Origin of the sequence: Rothia sp. HMSC072E10 (genome assembly GCF_001813965.1) — a bacterium.
Taxonomy (GTDB): Bacteria; Actinomycetota; Actinomycetes; order Actinomycetales; family Micrococcaceae; genus Rothia; species Rothia mucilaginosa_A.
The window spans coordinates 173,057-190,594 of sequence record NZ_KV814486.1 but is presented as its reverse complement, the minus strand read 5'-3'; the positions used below and the strand labels follow the sequence as shown (position 1 = coordinate 190,594).

At 64.0% G+C, this 17,538-nt stretch carries 15 protein-coding genes, 3 tRNA genes and 1 pseudogene; 10 read left to right on the top strand and 9 right to left on the bottom strand.

Annotated elements, in window-relative coordinates; all coding sequences use genetic code 11:
* Positions 1-19: 19 nt before the first annotated feature.
* Positions 20-712: a heme-binding beta-barrel domain-containing protein gene (locus HMPREF2944_RS02440; protein WP_049331824.1), complete on the bottom strand. Its 693-nt coding sequence runs from the start codon at positions 710-712 to the stop codon at positions 20-22.
* Positions 713-1,215: 503 nt separating this feature from the next.
* Here HMPREF2944_RS02440 and HMPREF2944_RS02435 point away from each other — a divergent pair.
* From HMPREF2944_RS02435 to asd, 7 genes are all read left to right on the top strand, one after another.
* On the top strand, positions 1,216-1,893 hold the full coding sequence (locus HMPREF2944_RS02435) for a winged helix-turn-helix transcriptional regulator (protein WP_049343273.1): 678 nt from the start codon (positions 1,216-1,218) through the stop codon (positions 1,891-1,893).
* Positions 1,894-2,015: 122 nt separating this feature from the next.
* A complete protein-coding gene (gene mshD / locus HMPREF2944_RS02430; RefSeq protein ID WP_141755725.1) occupies positions 2,016-3,050 on the top strand; it encodes a mycothiol synthase in 1,035 nt (344 codons plus the stop codon).
* Between the two features lie 114 nt (positions 3,051-3,164).
* Entirely contained in the window at positions 3,165-5,435 is a 2,271-nt protein-coding gene (locus tag HMPREF2944_RS02425; protein WP_083313054.1) for an RNA degradosome polyphosphate kinase, read from the top strand.
* Positions 5,436-5,690: 255 nt separating this feature from the next.
* The gene (locus HMPREF2944_RS02420) at positions 5,691-6,701 is read left to right on the top strand and encodes an NUDIX hydrolase (protein ID WP_070680132.1); all 1,011 of its coding nucleotides are present in this window, start codon (positions 5,691-5,693) and stop codon (positions 6,699-6,701) included.
* Between the two features lie 135 nt (positions 6,702-6,836).
* On the top strand, positions 6,837-7,721 hold the full coding sequence (locus tag HMPREF2944_RS02415) for a thymidylate synthase (RefSeq protein ID WP_070680129.1): 885 nt from the start codon (positions 6,837-6,839) through the stop codon (positions 7,719-7,721).
* Positions 7,722-7,745: 24 nt separating this feature from the next.
* The gene (locus HMPREF2944_RS02410; protein ID WP_070680126.1) at positions 7,746-8,420 is read left to right on the top strand and encodes a dihydrofolate reductase; all 675 of its coding nucleotides are present in this window, start codon (positions 7,746-7,748) and stop codon (positions 8,418-8,420) included.
* 204 nt (positions 8,421-8,624) lie between these two features.
* Entirely contained in the window at positions 8,625-9,764 is a 1,140-nt protein-coding gene (asd, locus tag HMPREF2944_RS02405; protein ID WP_049331813.1) for an aspartate-semialdehyde dehydrogenase, read from the top strand.
* Positions 9,765-9,918: 154 nt separating this feature from the next.
* Here asd and HMPREF2944_RS02400 read toward each other — a convergent pair whose 3' ends face one another.
* Positions 9,919-10,296 (bottom strand): TIGR02611 family protein, encoded by a 378-nt coding sequence (locus HMPREF2944_RS02400; RefSeq protein WP_070680122.1) that lies wholly within the window; start codon positions 10,294-10,296, stop codon positions 9,919-9,921.
* A gap of 212 nt (positions 10,297-10,508) precedes the next feature.
* Between HMPREF2944_RS02400 and HMPREF2944_RS02395 the strand changes: the two genes are divergently transcribed.
* A complete protein-coding gene (locus HMPREF2944_RS02395) occupies positions 10,509-11,912 on the top strand; it encodes an MFS transporter (RefSeq protein ID WP_070680119.1) in 1,404 nt (467 codons plus the stop codon).
* Between the two features lie 118 nt (positions 11,913-12,030).
* Complete coding sequence (locus HMPREF2944_RS02390) at positions 12,031-13,020, top strand: histidine kinase (RefSeq protein WP_070680116.1); 990 nt, start codon at positions 12,031-12,033, stop codon at positions 13,018-13,020.
* Between the two features lie 143 nt (positions 13,021-13,163).
* Here HMPREF2944_RS02390 and HMPREF2944_RS02385 read toward each other — a convergent pair whose 3' ends face one another.
* The 3 genes from HMPREF2944_RS02385 to HMPREF2944_RS02375 all read right to left on the bottom strand — a co-directional run bounded on the left by HMPREF2944_RS02385 (position 13,164) and on the right by HMPREF2944_RS02375 (position 15,418).
* A complete protein-coding gene (locus tag HMPREF2944_RS02385; protein ID WP_070680113.1) occupies positions 13,164-14,270 on the bottom strand; it encodes a UDP-N-acetylmuramate dehydrogenase in 1,107 nt (368 codons plus the stop codon).
* Positions 14,271-14,504: 234 nt separating this feature from the next.
* A complete protein-coding gene (locus tag HMPREF2944_RS02380) occupies positions 14,505-14,966 on the bottom strand; it encodes a MaoC family dehydratase (protein ID WP_049346397.1) in 462 nt (153 codons plus the stop codon).
* Positions 14,966-15,418: a MaoC family dehydratase N-terminal domain-containing protein gene (locus HMPREF2944_RS02375; protein ID WP_070483612.1), complete on the bottom strand. Its 453-nt coding sequence runs from the start codon at positions 15,416-15,418 to the stop codon at positions 14,966-14,968. The genes HMPREF2944_RS02380 and HMPREF2944_RS02375 overlap by 1 nt, the downstream gene beginning before the upstream one ends.
* 193 nt (positions 15,419-15,611) lie before the next feature.
* On the opposite strand from HMPREF2944_RS02375, the gene HMPREF2944_RS02370 reads away from it, so the two are divergent.
* Positions 15,612-16,613: an LLM class flavin-dependent oxidoreductase gene (locus tag HMPREF2944_RS02370; RefSeq protein ID WP_070649891.1), complete on the top strand. Its 1,002-nt coding sequence runs from the start codon at positions 15,612-15,614 to the stop codon at positions 16,611-16,613.
* A gap of 181 nt (positions 16,614-16,794) precedes the next feature.
* Here the strand turns inward: HMPREF2944_RS02370 and HMPREF2944_RS02365 are convergent.
* From HMPREF2944_RS02365 to HMPREF2944_RS02350, 4 genes and pseudogenes are all read right to left on the bottom strand, one after another.
* Positions 16,795-16,866 (bottom strand) — tRNA-Thr (locus tag HMPREF2944_RS02365).
* A 1-nt stretch (position 16,867) separates the two neighbouring features.
* Positions 16,868-16,941: transfer RNA gene (locus HMPREF2944_RS02360), tRNA-Met, on the bottom strand.
* 34 nt (positions 16,942-16,975) lie between these two features.
* Positions 16,976-17,047 (bottom strand) — tRNA-Thr (locus HMPREF2944_RS02355).
* Between the two features lie 258 nt (positions 17,048-17,305).
* A pseudogene (locus HMPREF2944_RS02350) lies at positions 17,306-17,538 on the bottom strand (ATP-dependent RNA helicase); the annotation flags it as partial.

The window sequence follows — 17,538 nt, the reverse complement described above, 5'->3', positions numbered from 1 at the left end:
CTCTGATGATTGGCACAAACTATTCGGCGGCGGGCTTATCGGAAGGCTCGCCGGTGGGCTCTTCGCCGTCCAGGGAACCGAACATCGAGGTTCCCAAGGAATCGCCGGTCATCGAGGAGGTCTTGCGCAGCTCGGCGGAAGCGTGCTTGTGCAACTTGCCCTCGGCGTCCGCAATCTCCCAGTCCCACATGAGGTTACCGTTGACCAGGCCCCACAGGCGCACCGAGCCGGCGTACTCGTGGGAAATCTCGTCGCGCAGCAGGTTGCCGGTCTGCATGCGCACGACCGGGCCCTTAACCATGCCCACGTAGTTCTCGCTGATACCGCCGGGGTGGGCGATGGTTGCGAGCAGGGAGAAGCCGTCGTCCTCGTTACGCAGGGTCTCGACGCTCTCCGCGTCGGCGAAGGCGGGAACAACGTCCTTGGGCACGATGCCGAAGCCGCCGTCGGCATCGGTGAGCGGGCGATCGATCTGCCAGAAGCCGGTCTCTACGGTGATGGGACGGAGCTTCTTACCCTCGTCGTCGAGGAGGAAAGATTCGGCGCGGTACTCAATGAAGGGCAGGCCATCCTGCTCAAAGGTAATAATCTGGCCGAAGGGGGTGTTTTCCTGACCCTCGTACCACATGGTTCCGGTGCCTTCCCAGGTGCCGAGGAGCCACGCAAAGGGAACGAGTTCAGGGGTTAGGTTGGAAGGAATTTCAATAGCCATACCCACATTTTACCGGCTAGGGCAGGTAACGGATAGAGATATGTTACGAGTTCGCCAGCGGCCCAGAAGCCTACCGCCGGTAGCCCACCGGAGAAAACAGGCATAGGAAACCCCCGCCCGGATGAACCCGGACGGGGGTTTACGCCGTCATTGGCGCGGGCGGCTCGCGAACCGCCCAATGCCCTATGTCAGGCTTATGCTTCTGCCCTTATCGGAAGATTACTTCTGACCGCTGAAGAGGCCGCGCAACACCGCGAAAGCACCGATTGCGATGCACACGGAGATGATAGCCATCAGCACCATGAAGAAAGCTTCGAGAGCCATAAGATTGTTATCCATGTCTTAAAGCTACCACACGCCCCAGCGCGAAAGAGCGCACGGGGGGGCTGGCGGCGGGGTGTCCTTAGTCTGAGGCTGGCGCCGCTCCCGGCGGTTGGGGGCCGGGCGGGTACACTAGAAGAGATTTATCAAGCCGCCGCGTGACGTGTAGGAAGGGAGAGAACGTGTACCGTATTGCGCTTCTGAGCGACACCACGGCTCAGGACGTCGTTCCCTCTCTGAGCCTCCTCAGCCACCGGGTGCAGCTCTTCCCCCTCGACACGGCGCATAAGGTCCTCGAGGATCAGGGGTTTGACCTGGTCATACTGGATGCCCGCACCGCGCTCGTGCAGGCTCGCCACAGCGCCCAGCTGCTCCGTGCATCCGGCCTACAGCTCCCCCTCATCGCGCTTCTTAACGAGGGTGGTATGGCGGCGGTTGCCTCCTCCTGGCAGGTGGACGACATCGTTTCGGATCAGGCTTCCCCCTCCGAAATGGACGCTCGGTTGCGCCTGGCCATCGTGAGTGAGGCCGAGCCCCAGGACGATTCGACGCAGGAACGCATCATCCGGGCCGGCAACCTGGTTATCGACACGCAGGCCTATTCGGCACATCTCTCCGGGGCCGCGCTCAACCTGACCTTCAAGGAGTTTGAGCTCCTCAAATTCATGGCCATGCACCCGGGCCGCGTCTTCTCGCGCGCGCAGCTGCTCTCGGAGGTCTGGGGCTACGATTCCTACTACGGCGGCACCCGCACGGTCGACGTGCACGTGCGTCGCCTGCGATCGAAGCTGGGCACCGAGCACGAGCAGATGATTTCGACCGTCCGCAACGTGGGATATTCCTTCAGCTCGACCCGTTAACCGACACGCGAGGGGCGTAGGACGGTCGGTTCCCGTCATATTCGTTCGTAACCTAGACCAAACTCTTCAAAGAACAATATTCCCCGGTAGAGTTAAAGGGAAGGCTACGAAAGAAGGCAATGATGGCCACCAGTCAGACAACCCCTCCCTCAACCGACCTTGTCTACACCGAACCCGCACTCACCGCCGAGCTGCTGGACCGTTTCGATACTTTTGCCCGCGAGGTTGCGCTCCACGACGGCGTCTCGGCGTTCTCCGAGCAGACCCGCATCGAACTCACCAAGGCCCTGCGCGAGCGCCCCCTCACCCCTCCCCGCCTCTTCCTGGCCGAGGACGGCGGCACCATCGCGGCCGCCTTCGTGGCCCTCACTCCCATCTCCGATGAGGACGGCGGCGTCATCGAGGCGGCCGTGGCCCCCGCCTACCGCGGTCGCGGCGCGGGAAGCGCGTTCTTCGAGCACGCCGTCCGTCAGCTCGGGGAGGATGCCGTGCGATACCGCCTCTGGGTGCACGGAAGCGCCAACGACACCGGCATCGAAACCCCCGCGCACGCCTTCGCGACCCTGCACGGGTTCAGCCCGGTGCGCGTTCTGTACAAGATGGTTCTGCCGCTGGACGAGTCAACCCGCGAGGACCTCGTTGAACGCTCCGACGCGCGCGCGCTCCCCGAGAACCTGCGGATGCGAACCTACACGGGCGCGGACGAGTTCCCCTGGCTGCGGGTCAACGCGGCCGCCTTTGCGCACCACCCGGAGCAGGGCAAGCTCACCCTGGCCGATTTGCGCGAGCGCACCGGCTCCGATTGGTTCCGTCCCGAGGGCTTCTTCATCGCCTCCGAGAAGGAAGACGACGCTTCGATTGCTGCGTTTACCTGGACCAAGATTCCGACCGGGCAGGTGAGGGGCGAGCTCTCCCCCGCCGGCGAAATCTACGTGGTGGGAGTGAACCCCGACTCGCAGGGAGGCGGCTTGGGCCGCACCCTGACCCTGCGAGCGCTGGCCTACCTGGCGTTGGCCGCCGACGAGTCGGGCGAGCCCCTGCACGCCATCGAGCTCTACGTGGATGCCGACAACACTGCGGCCTACTCGCTGTACACCTCGTTGGGATTCAGCGTGGCCACGGTGGACCGTATGTACGCTCCCGGTCACGCCGCCTAGCCCTCCCGCACGCGAGCCCGCTCAGGCCTCATTACATGCCGGGCCCGCCCCGGCGCGCAGCCGCGGGTGCGCCCACCGATTTAGCTAACCACTACACAGGAAAGGAAGTACAGTATGGTACCCGCCCCTAACGGTCTGAATAAGGCACCCAAACCCAAGCCCACCGAGCCGGCGCCCATGACCGGCGTTATCCACATCGGCAACGACATCTCCAAGATCGAGCGCGCGGACTCCCGCGGCGACCGCATCGAGAAGGGCGAGAAGCGATCCTACTTCAGCCTGGAGGAAGAGTTCGGCCCCGAGCGTTTCTTCGACCGCGAGAGCAGCTGGCTCGACTTCAACACCCGCGTGCTGGAGCTGGCGGAGGATCCGGACCTGTACCTGCTGGAGCGCCTGAACTTCCTGTCCATCGTCGCGTCCAACCTCGACGAGTTCTTCATGGTGCGCGTGGCCGGCCTGAAGCGCCGCATCGCCACCGGGCTGGCCGTGCCCTCCGCCGCCGGTCTGAGCCCCGAGGAGCAGATGGAGGAGATCGCCGAGCACGCCCACAAGCTGCAGGAGCGCCACGCCAAGGTATTCCACGAGCAGGTGCTGCCCGCCCTGGAGGAGCAGAACATCCGCATCGTGAGCTGGGAGGATTTGGACACCGACGCCAAGGTACGCCTGCGCCAGGATTTCATGCGCGACATCTTCCCGATTCTGACCCCGCTGGCCGTGGACCCGGCTCACCCCTTCCCCTACATCTCGGGTCTTTCGCTCAACCTTGCCGTGCTGGTGCGCAACCCGCAGACCGGCAAGGAGCTTTTCGCCCGCGTCAAGGTACCCGATCAGCTGGACCGTATGGTCTCCGTGGACGGTGCCCGCGCCGCCAACACCGCCGGCCGCGAGAGCCGCTACATTCCGCTTGAGGACATCATCGCGGAGCATCTCGACACGCTCTTCCCCGGCATGGAGGTTGTGGAGCACCACGTCTTTCGCGTGACCCGTAACGAGGATCTCGAGGTGGAAGAGGACGACGCCGAGAACCTGCTGAAGGCCCTGGAGAAGGAGCTTCTGCGCCGCCGCTTCGGCCCGCCGGTGCGTCTGGAGGTTGAGGATACTATTAACCCCACCATCCTCGACCTGCTGATTTCTGAACTGAACATCGACGAGTCCGAGGTGTACCGCCTGCCGGCCCCGCTGGATTTGCGTGGTCTGAGTGCCATCGTGCGCGCCAACCGTCCGGCGCTGCACTACCCCAAGCACATTGCGCACACCTCCCGCTGGCTCAACGCCGCCGAGACCGCCAAGGAAGCGGATGTCTTCGCCGCAGCCCGCGACCACGACGTGCTGCTGCACCACCCCTACGATTCCTTCGCCACCAGTGTGCAGGCTTTCCTGGCTCAGGCCGCCGCCGACCCGCGCGTGCAGGCCATCAAGCAGACCCTGTACCGCACCAGCGGCGATTCCCCCATCGTGGACGCCCTGATTGAGGCCGCCGAGGCCGGCAAACAGGTCGTGGCGCTGGTCGAGATTAAGGCCCGCTTCGACGAGGAGGCCAACATCTCGTGGGCTCGCAAGCTCGAACGCGCCGGCGTACACGTGGTGTACGGCATCGTGGGTCTGAAGACGCACTGCAAGCTCTCCCTGGTGGTGCGCCGCGAGGGCAACCACCTGCGTCGTTACGCCCACATCGGCACCGGTAACTACCACCCCTCCACGGCCCGTTTCTACGAGGACCTGGGCATCATCACCTGCGACGAGCAGATTTGCGAGGACGTCTCGCGCCTGTTCAACCAGCTCTCCGGCTACGCCCCGAAGACCAGCTACAAGTCGCTGCTGGTTGCACCCCGCTCCCTGCGTAGCGGCCTGATTGAGCGCATCGACCGCGAGATTGAGAACCACCAGGCGGGTAAGCCGGCCAAGATTCAGATCAAGTGCAACTCGATGGTGGACGAAGCCGTCATCGACTCGCTCTACCGCGCTTCCCAGGCGGGCGTGCCGGTGGATGTGGTCGTACGCGGTATCTGTGCCCTGCGCCCCGGCGTTCCCGGTCTGAGCGAAAACATTCGTGTGCGCTCGATTCTGGGCCGCTTCCTGGAGCACTCGCGTGTGTTCGCCTTCGAGAATGCGGGCGATCCGGTCGTGTACATCGGCTCGGCCGACATGATGCACCGCAACCTGGACCGCCGCATCGAGGCGCTCGTACAGATCAAGGATCCGCGCCACATCAAGTACCTACTCGATATGTTCACCACCTACATGAGTGATTCCTCGCGCACCTGGCACCTGGCCGCGGACGGCACCTGGACCCGTCACAACACCGATAGCGAGGGCAAGCCCCTGCAGGATGTGCAGTCCTACTACCTGCGTTCGCGCTCGCGTAAGAACGTGGACAAGGTCTAGGCCGGTATCGTCCCTTCCACAAGGAGCCCCACTTCCCACCCCGTACGGTGGGGAGCGGGGCTCCTTCGCTATCCTGCGTCGGTTTGCCGGTTCCCGCACGCCCACCCAGACATAACCCGAATGCAACCCGGACGCAAAGGTGAACAGAAGGTTACGTCAAGGTGACAGGTTGTGGTTTTTCTCCCGTACAATAAGACGCGGAACCCGGCGCTTCCACCGCGCCGTGCAGACCCAACCACCAAGGACTAGAGAGACATGGCCCCGCAGGATTCCTCCTCCATCTACTACTCGGCCCGACGCTTCGACGCGGTGAACAGCGTCGACCGTTCCCCCGCCAACACCGCAGAAATCGTTGCTGCCGGCGCGCTGATTTGGCGCGTGCGCGACGATGTCTTCGAGTTGCTCATCATTCACCGACCCAACTACGACGACTGGTCCTGGCCCAAGGGCAAGCAGGACCCGGGCGAGTCCCTCGCAGAAACCGCAATCCGCGAGATTCGTGAGGAAGTGGGCCTGCAGGTGACCCTGGGCGTGCCGTTGGCCGTCACCTCCTACCCCGTGGGCGGCCGCCCCAAGGATGTCTTCTACTGGTCCGCTCAGCTTCCCGAGGGTGCTCTCGCCCTGGCCGATGAGGGTGAAGTGGACGAGCTGCGCTGGGTGACCCCCGAGGTGGCCCGCGCCTTGCTGACCAACCGTGATGATCTAGGCCCGCTGGATTCCCTCGAGGCTCTGCGCGAGGCGGATGCGCTGCGCACCCGCCCCGTCATCATTGCCCGCCACGCGAAGGCCAAGCCGCGTTCGCACTGGGCCGCAGCCGAGGATGACCGCCCGCTGGCCGGCACCGGTAAGCGCCAGGCCCTCGCCTCCAGCGGCCTGTACGCCGCCTGGGCGCCCAACCGAATCCTCTCCTCGCCGTGGCTGCGCTGCCTGCAGACGGTGACCCCCTACTCCGTGGAGCACGGCGTGGCGGTCAAGGAGAAGAAGTCCCTCTCGGAGGCCGGCGCTCAGCGTCACCCGGCGCGCACGACCCGTACCGTGGCCTCCCTCTTCGAGAAGGACGCCCCCTCGCTGCTGTGCACGCACCGCCCCGTGCTGCCCATCGTCATGGAGGTTCTGGGCGAGCACCTGTGGGAGGGATCGCCCGCTGATATCCTGCCGGCCGCCGACCCCTACCTGGAGCCCGGCGATGCCCTGGTGCTGCAGGTGACCGAGGGTGAGAACCCGCGCATCGTTTCGGTGGAGCGGGTACGCCCGGCCCTGGACTAGCCCTCCGCTTTTAACTTCTGACCGCGAACGCGCCGATTCTTACTCCTCGGCGCGTTCGCGCGCTTCTACAATGGATAAACGGCCCGGCACGAACCGCGCCCGGCCATCCCGCACGGACTACCACGAAGGCTTATCATGAGCGACGCACCCATCCCCACCCCGTACGAAGATCTTCTGCGCGACATCCTGGAGGAAAACAAGGACGCCATCGCCGCCGACGCTCAGCGTTCCGACCGCACCGGCACCGGCACCTTCGGCGTGTTTGGCCGCCAGATGCGCTTCGACCTGCGGGATTCCTTCCCGCTGATTACCACCAAGCGCGTGCACTTTAAGTCGGTGGCAATTGAACTGCTGTGGTTCCTGCGCGGTTCCTCGAACGTCCGCTGGTTGCAGGAGCGCGGCGTGACCATTTGGGATGAATGGGCCGACGAGAACGGTGACTTGGGTCCGGTGTACGGCGTGCAGTGGCGTTCCTGGCCGACCCCCGACGGAGGCACGATCGATCAGATTGCCAAGGTCATCGACTCGCTCAAGAACAACCCCGCCTCGCGCCGCCACATCGTTTCGGCGTGGAACCCGGTCGAGGTGGACAACATGGCGCTTCCGCCCTGTCACGCGCTCTTCCAGTTCTACGTGCACGAGCGCCCGGACGGCGTGAAGGAGCTCTCCTGCCAGCTGTACCAGCGTAGCGCGGACATGTTCCTGGGCGTGCCCTTTAACATCGCCTCCTACGCCCTGCTGACCTACCTGATTGCCGAAGAGGTGGGCATGGTTCCGGGCGAGTTCGTGTGGACCGGCGGTGACTGCCACATCTACTCGAACCACCTGGAGCAGGTGAAGAAGCAGCTGGGTTACGGCACCGATCCGGAGGGCAACCCCTACCCGCCGCGCGAGCCCTACCCGTACCCGAAGCTCGTTATTAAAACCAAGAAGCCTTCTATTTTCGATTACGAGTACGAAGACTTCGAGCTGGTGGATTACAAGCACCACCCGGGCATTGCCGCCCCGATTGCGGTCTAACTGCAGGTAGCTCTAGGAGGCATGATGTATTGTCTGGGTGCTATTTGGGCTCAAACCGATGCCGGAGTCATTGGCCGCGCGGGGGATATGCCCTGGCGCGCCCCGGAGGATTTGGCGCACTTCAAGGCGGTCACCCTGGGGGCTCCGGTCATCATGGGGCGCCGCACGTGGGAGTCCTTCCCGCCGCGTTTCCGTCCGCTGCCGGGCCGCACGAATATTGTGATTAGCCGTTCGGTTTCTGAGGCTGAAGAACGCGATGGTGCCCTGTGGGTTCCCTCGCTGGATGCGGCCCTGTACGCGGCTCGCGACGCCGTGGGCGCACCGATTGAGCCGAATCCCGAGCTGCCGGAAAGCACCGCGGCTAACACCCCTACCGTTGATGCCTGGATTATTGGCGGCGGTTCCGTGTACGCGGAGGCGCTCTCCCGCAACGACCTGCCCGCCTTCGGTCGGGTGGAAGTGGTGGAGCGTACGTTCTTCTACTGCCAGGAAGGCAACGAGATTACCGGCGATACGCGAGCGCCCGAACTGCAGCTCGCGGACTCTCACGGAAACTGCGCGGTAGGCTCCCCGAACGGATGCTGGCACGTGGTCTCCGAGACGGCCTGGGAGAAGAGCGAGAAGGGGTATCTGCTCGATGAGTCGGGCACGAAGAACCCCATGTACTTCTCCTTCCAGAGGCTCGAACGTCTCCCCTAAAGGACGCATCCCGTAAACTGCATCTCAAGCCCGCGGATACTTCACCCGGAGTGCCGCGGGCTTGAGCGTTTAACCCGCCCCGAGCGCCCCGAGGATAAGCCCCGGCGGTAAGCTCCGCGCCTCCGCGGGATGTTCCGTTCCGAATACCAGATTTTTTGTACGGTGTTATCCCGGATGCGCCAACCTGAGAGTACACTGGGAACCATGAACTTTAATCCCGGTGACTCTGTAGGTTTTGTTGGCTGGCGCGGCATGGTGGGCTCGGTCCTCATGAAGCGCATGGTTGAGGAAGGCGACTTCGAGGGCATTACCCCCGTCTTCTTCACCACCTCTAACGTTGGTGGCCAGGCGCCCACCTTCGACGGCGTTCTCGAGCCGTCCGAGCTGAAGGACGCCTACGACATTGATGAGCTGCGCAAGCACTCCATCATCGTGACCGCTCAGGGCGGTGGCTACACCGAGGCCGTGCACCCGAAGCTGCGCGCGGCCGGCTGGGACGGCCTGTGGATTGACGCCGCCTCTACCCTGCGCATGAACGATGACTCCATCATCGTGCTGGACCCCATTAACCGCGACGTCATCGACCGCGGCCTGGCCTCCGGCGTGAAGGACTACATCGGCGGCAACTGCACCGTCTCCTGCCTGCTGATGGGTCTGGGCGGTCTCTTCAAGAACGATCTGGTCGAGTGGGCAACCTCCATGACCTACCAGGCCGCTTCCGGCGGCGGCGCCCGCCACATGCGCGAGGTGCTCGCACAGTTCCGCGACCTGGGCAATGAGGTGGCCGCCGAGCTGGACGACCCCGCATCCGCAATTCTGGACATTGACCGCAAGGTTCTGGCCAAGCAGCGTTCCGGCGAGCTGGATTCCACCCAGTTCGGTGTGCCGCTCTCCGGCTCCCTGATTCCCTGGATTGATTCGGATCTGGGTAACGGCCAGTCCCGTGAGGAGTGGAAGGCTGAGGTCGAAACCAACAAGATTCTGGGCCGTTCCGCCGACGATAAGGTCACCATGGACGGCCTGTGCGTCCGTATCGCCGCGATGCGCTCGCACTCTCAGGCGCTGACCATCAAGCTCAAGAAGGACCTGCCGCTGGAGGAAATCGAGCGTATCATCGCCGAGGATAACCCCTGGGTTCGCTTCGTGCCGAACGAGCGCGAGGCCTCGATGGAGCAGCTGACCCCCGTGGCCGCCTCCGGCTCCCTGGAGATTCCGGTTGGCCGCGTGCGCAAGCTGGCCATGGGCCCCGAGTACATTAGCGCGTTCACCGTGGGTGACCAGCTGCTGTGGGGTGCCGCCGAGCCGATTCGCCGCATGCTGCAGATTGCCGTGGGCAAGCTCTAAAGCTCGCTGATTAGCACATACGAAAGCCCTCGCTTTCCATCCCGGACGGATGGAGGCGAGGGCTTTTGCTCTGTCAATAGCGCCGGCGGATGGAGGCGAGGGCTTTTGCTCTGTCAATAGCGCCGGCGGGTGGGATGCAGGCGTGAGGCGGGCTCTAGCGTTGCTGAGCTCGGGCCGCCTTGCGTGCGGCTTTGCGTTCCTTACGCTGCTGGCTCCAGGCGCGGTAGCGGTACCAGGCGGTGAGCACCACGTGCTTCATGAATCGGTTGGCGCGGCGGGCCCAGGGAAATTCGGTGCCCCAGATGCCCAGGCCGATGAAGATGAAGAGCCAGCCGGGGCCGGGGGTGACGAGCATGATGAGCCCGGCGATGAAGCAGAAGGCACCCACACCGATCACGAGGGGCTTGTAGAGGTGCCGCAGGACCGGATGCGCGTTCATACGCTCCTTGCGGGCTTCGAGCCAGCGGTGAAAGCGGCTGGTTTCGCTTTCCTTGACTTCGTCTTCGATGGTTTTCAGGGGTGGTCCTTCCAAACGGGCGGCGAGTTTCGCCGAGCGGCGGGCTGGTTAGAGAATATCATCTGCTGCTGGGCGGGGGCTGTGAAGGATTTCTTAATCTATGAGATTTTTTGTCATCTTCACGTTTTTTCGTTTCTATAGTGTTCAAGTCGAAAATACCTTTATACACTGTAGGGGAAACAATTCACCGGCATTACGCCTAAACACTAAGGAAGCGACCCACCACCGTGTCCTCCTCCCGTCCCGTCTCAACGGACTCATCCAGCACCAACGCCGCTGCGCCCGCCACGGAACGCAACGCCGCACCCACTCTCAACGAGCGCCTCGAAAACCTCCCCTTCACCCGCGCCCACGGCAAGCTCCTGGGCATCTCGGGCCTCGGCTGGGCACTCGACGCCATGGACGTAGGCCTTATCTCCTTCGTCATGGCCGCGCTCCTCAAGGAATGGCACCTCAGCCCCACCGAGGCTTCCTGGCTCGGCTCCATCGGTTTCGCCGGCATGGCACTCGGCGCAACCTTCGGCGGTCTGCTCGCCGATAAGCTCGGCCGCCGCTATATCTTCGCCCTCACCCTGCTGATTTACGGCTTGGCGACCGGCGCCTCCGCCCTGGCAACCTCCCTGGGTGTACTGCTCGTCTTCCGTTTCCTGGTCGGCCTGGGTCTGGGTGCCGAGCTGCCCGTGGCCTCCACGCTCATCTCCGAGTTCTCGCCCCGCTCCATCCGCGGTCGCGTCGTGGTCGCTCTTGAAGCATTCTGGGCCGTCGGCTGGATTCTGGCCGCCGTCATCGGCACCTTTGTCGTTCCCCAGGCCAACGGCTGGCGCTGGGCCCTGGCCATCGGCCTGATTCCCGCCATCTACTCGCTGGTGGTCCGCATGGGCACCCCCGAGTCCGTGCGCTTCCTGGAGTCCGTCGGCAAGCACGATGACGCCCGCCGCGTCGTCGAACGCTTCGAAGCCTCCCCCGCTCTCTTCCCCAAGGCGCAGAAGGCCGAGGAGACCGCCGTCCACGGCACCGAGGAGAGCACCGACAACGCCGAATCCGCCAAGGTCCACTCGATTTGGGCCGCGGGTCAGCGCCGCAAGACCATCGCCCTGTGCATCATCTGGTTCTGCATTAACCTCTCCTACTACGGTGCCTTCATCTGGATTCCGGCGTTGCTGAGCGCTCAGGGCTTCAGCCTGGTCAAGTCCTTCGCGTTCACACTCATCATGACCCTCGCGCAGCTGCCCGGTTACGCCGTGGCCGCCTACCTCATCGAGAAGTGGGGCCGCCGCGCCACCCTGGCCGCCTTCCTGATTGGATCCGCGCTGGCCGCGGCGGGATACGGCCTGGCACACTCCGACGTGTTCATCATCATCGCGGGTTGCCTGCTCTCCTTCTTCAACCTGGGTGCCTGGGGTGCGCTCTACGCCCTGAGCCCGGAAATCTTCCCGACCCACCTGCGCGGCACCGGCACCGGTGCTGCGGCCGGTATTGGACGCCTGGCCTCGATTGCGGCACCGCTCATCGTGCCCCCGCTCGTGGCCTTCGGCGGAACCCCACTGCTGTTCACGCTCTTCGCTCTGGCCTTCCTGACCGCCGCAACCACGGTGTTCTTCCTGCCTGAACGTCGCGGCCAGTCGCTCTAACCGCGATTCGCTGTAAACCCGCACGCCGTGCCCTCCCGCAGCTTTTGGGGGAGGGCACGGCGTTCTTGTGGGCCATAATGGTTGAAGACCTAGAATACGTCTGTGAGGGGTCACCGCAATGCTTGATTCTTTTGTACCCACCGCCTACCGGACAGAGTTCACGCCCTGGCCCGTGAGCGAGCGCTACGCCACCGCCCGCCGCGCGGGAACGCCCGAGGCCCAGCTGCTCCCCGGCGAGCTCACGGTGCATCGTAGCGACGGGGCTTCCATGAGCTACTACCTGGACTGGCCCGAGAACTTCGGACCCACCGATAAGCCGATTGCGTTGAGGCCCCGGTACAAGAACTCCTACCCGCAGGACTTCGTGCTCACCGTGCAGGTGCGCGATGCGCAACTCCTTTTCAGCGTGTCCTCGCGTAGCTTCTGGGAGCAGCGTGACGGTCGCGTGGTGGAGTGCGGGTTGATACCTCGTGGCTACCTTCCACTGGATGCGCCCGGAACGCCCCGGCACGATGAGAACCGGGGCGAGGCGGGGGCTTCTTCCCCCGCGGTCTCTTCCGCCCCGCCTCTGCTCGGCTGGGATATCACCGACATCTACCCGGCCCGCATGGCACTGATTCGTGCCCTCTGTGAGGGCCTCTGCGCATCTCTCGCGGCACAGGCCTCTGTTCTGGCCCCCGGCGAGGCCCGCGTGGACGAGCTCGGGGACAGGCTGCGGGCTGTACATCTGAACCCCTCCGAACGCCCGGGCGGGACCGAGGCGGGCCGGGAGGTTTCCGCGGGCATGGTGCGCGCGCTCATCATTGAGCAGGATGAATCCGCGGGCGGGGAGGCCCGCGCCTACTACGCCAACGTGCTCTCGCCCGTGCCGAACGAGTTCGGCAATATCGTCTGGTCCACCCGCGAGGACGCCGAATACTTCCCCTACCGTCCCGTGAGGCACAAGCCGATTTTCCACGCTCCCTGCCCCCGCGAACGGGTCCCCTTTGCCGTACAGGCACTCGTGCAGCATCTGCCCGAGGCTCCCGCAGCTACCGGCCGCAAGGCCCCTCCGCGGAGCCAGAACCTACCGGCCCCCGGCGAGTCCCCTTCGGCCGATCCCCGTTAGGTTGCATCCGGCACGGTCACTTCCGGCACAGTCGCTTGCGGTCAGGCAGGCTCCGGGTGGAATGACCGCTTCTCCATAAACGCACGATGCCCCGGTTCCGTTTCACACGAAACGGAACCGGGGCATCGTCACTACAATGGCGTCTAGATTTCGCCGTTGACCACGACGGGCTCGGGTATGAGGGTTACGCCAAAGCGCTCGCGCACGCCGTCACGCACGGCGCGAGCAATCGCGAAGATATCCTCGGCGGAGGCGCCACCGCGGTTCGTAATGGCCAGGGTGTGCTTGGTCGACAGGCTTGCGCGGCCGTGGGCAATCTCGCGGGACTCGCCCTCCAGACCGAAGCCCTTGTCGAAACCGGCGTGCTGAATCAGCCAGGCCGCAGAGAGCTTCACGCGGTCCGGGTCCTCGGTGCCGGGGCCGAAGGGGTTCACCTTGGTAATGACCGGGAAGTTCGGGGCGCCCTCGGGCAGGGACTCCAGGGTCGAGCGGGGCACAATCGGGTTGGTGAAGAACGAACCGGTCGAGAAGGTGTCGCGGTCCCCGGGGTTGAGCACCATGCCCTTGGAGCCGCGCAGTTCCAGAACCTTCTGGCGTACCAGCGCGGAGTCGGCGCGTTGACCGGGCTCCACGCCCAGGGTCTTAGCCAGCTCGGCGTACTTAATCGGGGAGGAGAGGCTCCCCAGGGTGAACTGGAAATCGACGGTCAGCACCACGTAGCGGGGCGAGCCGTTGACGGTTGCGCGCTTGAGCACCGAGTCGCGGTAGCCGAAGCGTAGGTCGGCGGCGGCGAAGGTCTTCAGGGCGTTCTTCTCGCGGTCCCAGGTGCGTACGGAGGCGATGAACTCGCCCACCTCCACGCCGTAGGCTCCCACGTTCTGCACGGGGGTTGCACCCACGGTGCCGGGAATGCCGGAGAGAGCCGCGGGGCCGACCCATTCGTTCTCGATGCTGAGCTTTACGAAGTCGTCCCAGATGGTGCCAGCCTGCACGCGCACGTTGGCGCCGCCGCAGGCGGGAATGGGTAGCTTCTCCACGCCGTCGGAGGCGATGTGCACGACGGTTCCGTCGAATCCCGCGTCGGAAACCAGCAGGTTGGAGCCTCCACCGACAATCAGGACGGGGTCACCGGCGGCGTCTGCAGCGGAGACTGCTTCGATGATTTCTGCCTCGGAGGTGGCACGGACGTAGGTTTTGGCGGGGCCGCCTACCTGGGCGGTGGTCAGTTCGCTCAACAGCTTTTCAGTCATAGGTTAAGAATAGCGGGCGTTGCGGGAGGTCAACACCCGCCACGCGTTAAAGTCACTGAAACCTTATGGTGATTTTGCCTTCATTTTCCGCCGCACCTTTCTCAGAAAACGCAACTACCCCGCCGGTAAGCGCACAAAAGCGGTGAGCGCGTGAAAGCCCCGGCACCACCGCAACGGGCAGCGTCGGGGCCTTCACGCAGCTATCTGCGAGCACAGAAACTCTGTGCCGAGGGACTATGCCGAAAGACGCACCAGAGCCTGGCTCTTCATCAGAACCTTCTGCTCCTTGCCTTCCTCGTCACGCGCGGTGACGGTCAGGTCGATGCGGGCGGTGCGCTCCTCCTCATTCAGGGCGCCCACCTTACCGCTGATAGTCAGGGCGTTCGTGGGGGTGTCGGGGTTTTCGCCGCCGGGTGCATCCGCCACGGGAACGGGCTTGGTGAATCGAGTCTGGTAGTCCACAATCGCGCCGGGGTCGCCCACCCAGTCGCTCACGAGCTGCACGGCGGTACCCATGGTCAGCATGCCGTGAGCAATCACGCCGGACAGACCCACCGACTGAGCAAAACGCTCGTTCCAGTGAATCGGGTTGAAGTCACCGGATGCGCCAGCGTAACGCACCAGCGAAGCGCGGGAAAGCTCCACGGTACGCAAACCGATGTCCTGGCCCTTTTCAAGATCTTCAAAACGCACCATTAGTTTTCCTCCTCGGCACGAACCAGCAGGGAAGAAATGCAGGTGGTGACCGGCTCGCCCTGGGCGTCAACGATTTCTTCGCGGGTGGTCAGCATTGCGCCGGCACCCATAACGCGCACGGAGTCCACGTGAACCTCGGTGCGCAGCTCGTCACCGGCCACGATGGGGCGGTGGTGAGTGAAACGCTGGTCGGCATGCACGACGCGCGAGAAGTCGATGCCCGCGGACTCGTCGTTGATGAGTGCCGCGTCGGCTGCCTGCGCCAGGATAATGGCGAAGGTCGGCGGGGCAATCACATCTGCGTACCCTGCCGCGCGGGCTGCCTCAACGTCGTGGTGGAGGGGGTTTTCTGCGTGAACTGCTCGGGCAAACTCGCGGATCTTTTCGCGACCGACAACGTAGGTGTTCTCGGACGGGTAGACCCTGCCCACAATCTCAGGGTTAATGCTCATGATTTCAGTCTACCGTTCTTGTGCACAGTGTTCAGCTCGAACGCGCAGAGTGGACAGACCGCTGTGCAAGTAACCGGCATGCAGGCGTGCAGTATTTCGTCGCATTTTTACCTGCTAGCGAAGGCCCCTACCCATCCAGCCCAAGCAGGCGTAGGCTGGGCGAGTACCCGCAATCAATCAAGAAGGAAAAATTGTGTCTTCCAACGTAAAAATTTCGGTGCTTGACCTGATGCCGCACCGCCCCGACCAGAGCCAGCACCAGACCATGCTCAACACCATCGATGCCGCCCGCGCGGCTGAGTCCTACGGTTACGAGCGCTTCTGGGTCGCCGAGCACCACAATGCCGGCTCCCTGCTGTCCTCGGCGACCGTCGTGGTCATGGCGGAGATTGCCGCCGCAACCGAACGTATTCGCGTGGGTTCGGGCGGCATTATGCTCCCCAACCACGCACCCTACGTGGTGGCGGAGCAGTTCGGTACCCTCAACGCATTCCACCCCGGCCGCATTGACCTGGGTGTGGGCCGTGCACCCGGCACCGACCCGATGACCGCCGCCGCTCTGCGCCGCGACGATTCTGCCGCCATGAGCTTCCCCGCCGAGGTGCAGCAGCTACAGCGCTTCCTGGGTGAACCCTCCCCCATGCACCGCGTGCACGCCATCCCCGGCCAGGGCTCGAAGGTGCCCCTGTACATTCTGGGTTCTTCCCTGTTCGGTGCGCAGCTTGCCGCACAGCTGGGTCTGCCCTACGCGTTCGCTTCGCATTTTGCGCCCGCAATGCTGCAGGAGGCGGTAGACACCTACCGCGCAAACTTCAAGCCCTCGGAGCACCTGGAGCAGCCCTACGTCATGGTGGGCGCCACCGCAATGCTCGCCGATACCGATGAGCGGGCACGCTACCTGTACACGAGCCAGCAGCAGCACTTCCTGGGCGTGGTGCGCGGCAATCTGTCTTTCGCACCTCCCGTGGAAGATATGGACGCCGTCTGGACCGACGCGGAGAAGATGCACATCGACCGCATGACCGCCGAAGCAATCGTAGGCTCCCCCGCCACCGCGCAGGCTCGCATTGAGGACCTGGTGGCGCGCACGGGCGCTGATGAGCTCATCGTCATGACCGAGGCATGGGAGCATGAGGACCGCCTGCGCTCCTACGAGCTGCTGTCCCAGCTGCCGGTGGTGCGCCGCGCCTCCTAACGCTTTGATCAGAGCATAAAGATGAAGCCCCCGAGTTTTTCTCGGGGGCTTCGCTATGCCCGGTATCGAGCCGTGCGCTGAGTACCTATTGAGCACCTGCAGACCAGGCTTCAGGCAAAGAAAATAGGCAGAGAAAATTGGCAAACAAAAAAGCCTGCCTCCGAAGAGACAGGCTTATCTGAGCCCCGACCGGGAATCGATCCCGGGACCTCCATCTTACCAAGATGGCGCTCTACCACTGAGCTATCGGGGCGTAGCGGTGGACGGGCTCGATCCGTCGACCTCACGATTATGAGTCGTGCGCTCTAACCAGCTGAGCTACACCGCCACATCATTAACGCCGCATAACGGGCTAATGACAGAGCCCCGACCGGGAATCGATCCCGGGACCTCCATCTTACCAAGATGGCGCTCTACCACTGAGCTATCGGGGCAACAGGTAAAACTATACATGGCTTTAGGGGCACCCGCAAGCGCGAATAGTATGGCATACACCACAATTTTACCCTCGGGAATCCACTCCTCCATGCTCCCCGCCATGCCGCCGCAATCGGACGCGCGAGACAAACAAAAGGCCGGCGGAGAAACGGATAATTCGTCCCCCACCGGCCTGGACGCTTTGAGCCCTCCCCGCGCTACGCGACGCTCCGGTCACGCGGCGCGGGATACGGCTTCCGGGATACAACGCCCGCTTAGTAGCGCTTGCCGCGACCGCCGCGGTAGCCGTCGCGACGGTTATCGTCACGACGGTTATTACGGCCGCCGAAGTCGCGGTTACCGTACTCGCGGCCGCCGCGGTCATCGCGGCGAGCACCGCGGTCGTCACGACGCTTGAAGTCGCGGTCGCCGCCAAAGTCACGACCACCGTCACGGTTACCGCGGTAGCCGCCCTCGCGACGGTTATCGTCACGACGGTTATTACGGC

What these genes read in the sequence shown, in the direction of transcription:
- HMPREF2944_RS02440 (WP_049331824.1), bottom strand. Translation starts at nt 712, where the DNA reads ATGGCTATTGAAATTCCTTCCAACCTAACCCCTGAACTCGTTCCCTTT.
- mshD (WP_141755725.1), top strand. Translation starts at nt 2,016, where the DNA reads ATGGCCACCAGTCAGACAACCCCTCCCTCAACCGACCTTGTCTACACC.
- HMPREF2944_RS02425 (WP_083313054.1), top strand. Translation starts at nt 3,165, where the DNA reads ATGGTACCCGCCCCTAACGGTCTGAATAAGGCACCCAAACCCAAGCCC.
- HMPREF2944_RS02420 (WP_070680132.1), top strand. Translation starts at nt 5,691, where the DNA reads ATGGCCCCGCAGGATTCCTCCTCCATCTACTACTCGGCCCGACGCTTC.
- HMPREF2944_RS02415 (WP_070680129.1), top strand. Translation starts at nt 6,837, where the DNA reads ATGAGCGACGCACCCATCCCCACCCCGTACGAAGATCTTCTGCGCGAC.
- HMPREF2944_RS02410 (WP_070680126.1), top strand. Translation starts at nt 7,746, where the DNA reads ATGTATTGTCTGGGTGCTATTTGGGCTCAAACCGATGCCGGAGTCATT.
- asd (WP_049331813.1), top strand. Translation starts at nt 8,625, where the DNA reads ATGAACTTTAATCCCGGTGACTCTGTAGGTTTTGTTGGCTGGCGCGGC.
- HMPREF2944_RS02390 (WP_070680116.1), top strand. Translation starts at nt 12,031, where the DNA reads ATGCTTGATTCTTTTGTACCCACCGCCTACCGGACAGAGTTCACGCCC.
- HMPREF2944_RS02385 (WP_070680113.1), bottom strand. Translation starts at nt 14,270, where the DNA reads ATGACTGAAAAGCTGTTGAGCGAACTGACCACCGCCCAGGTAGGCGGC.
- HMPREF2944_RS02380 (WP_049346397.1), bottom strand. Translation starts at nt 14,966, where the DNA reads ATGGTGCGTTTTGAAGATCTTGAAAAGGGCCAGGACATCGGTTTGCGT.
- HMPREF2944_RS02375 (WP_070483612.1), bottom strand. Translation starts at nt 15,418, where the DNA reads ATGAGCATTAACCCTGAGATTGTGGGCAGGGTCTACCCGTCCGAGAAC.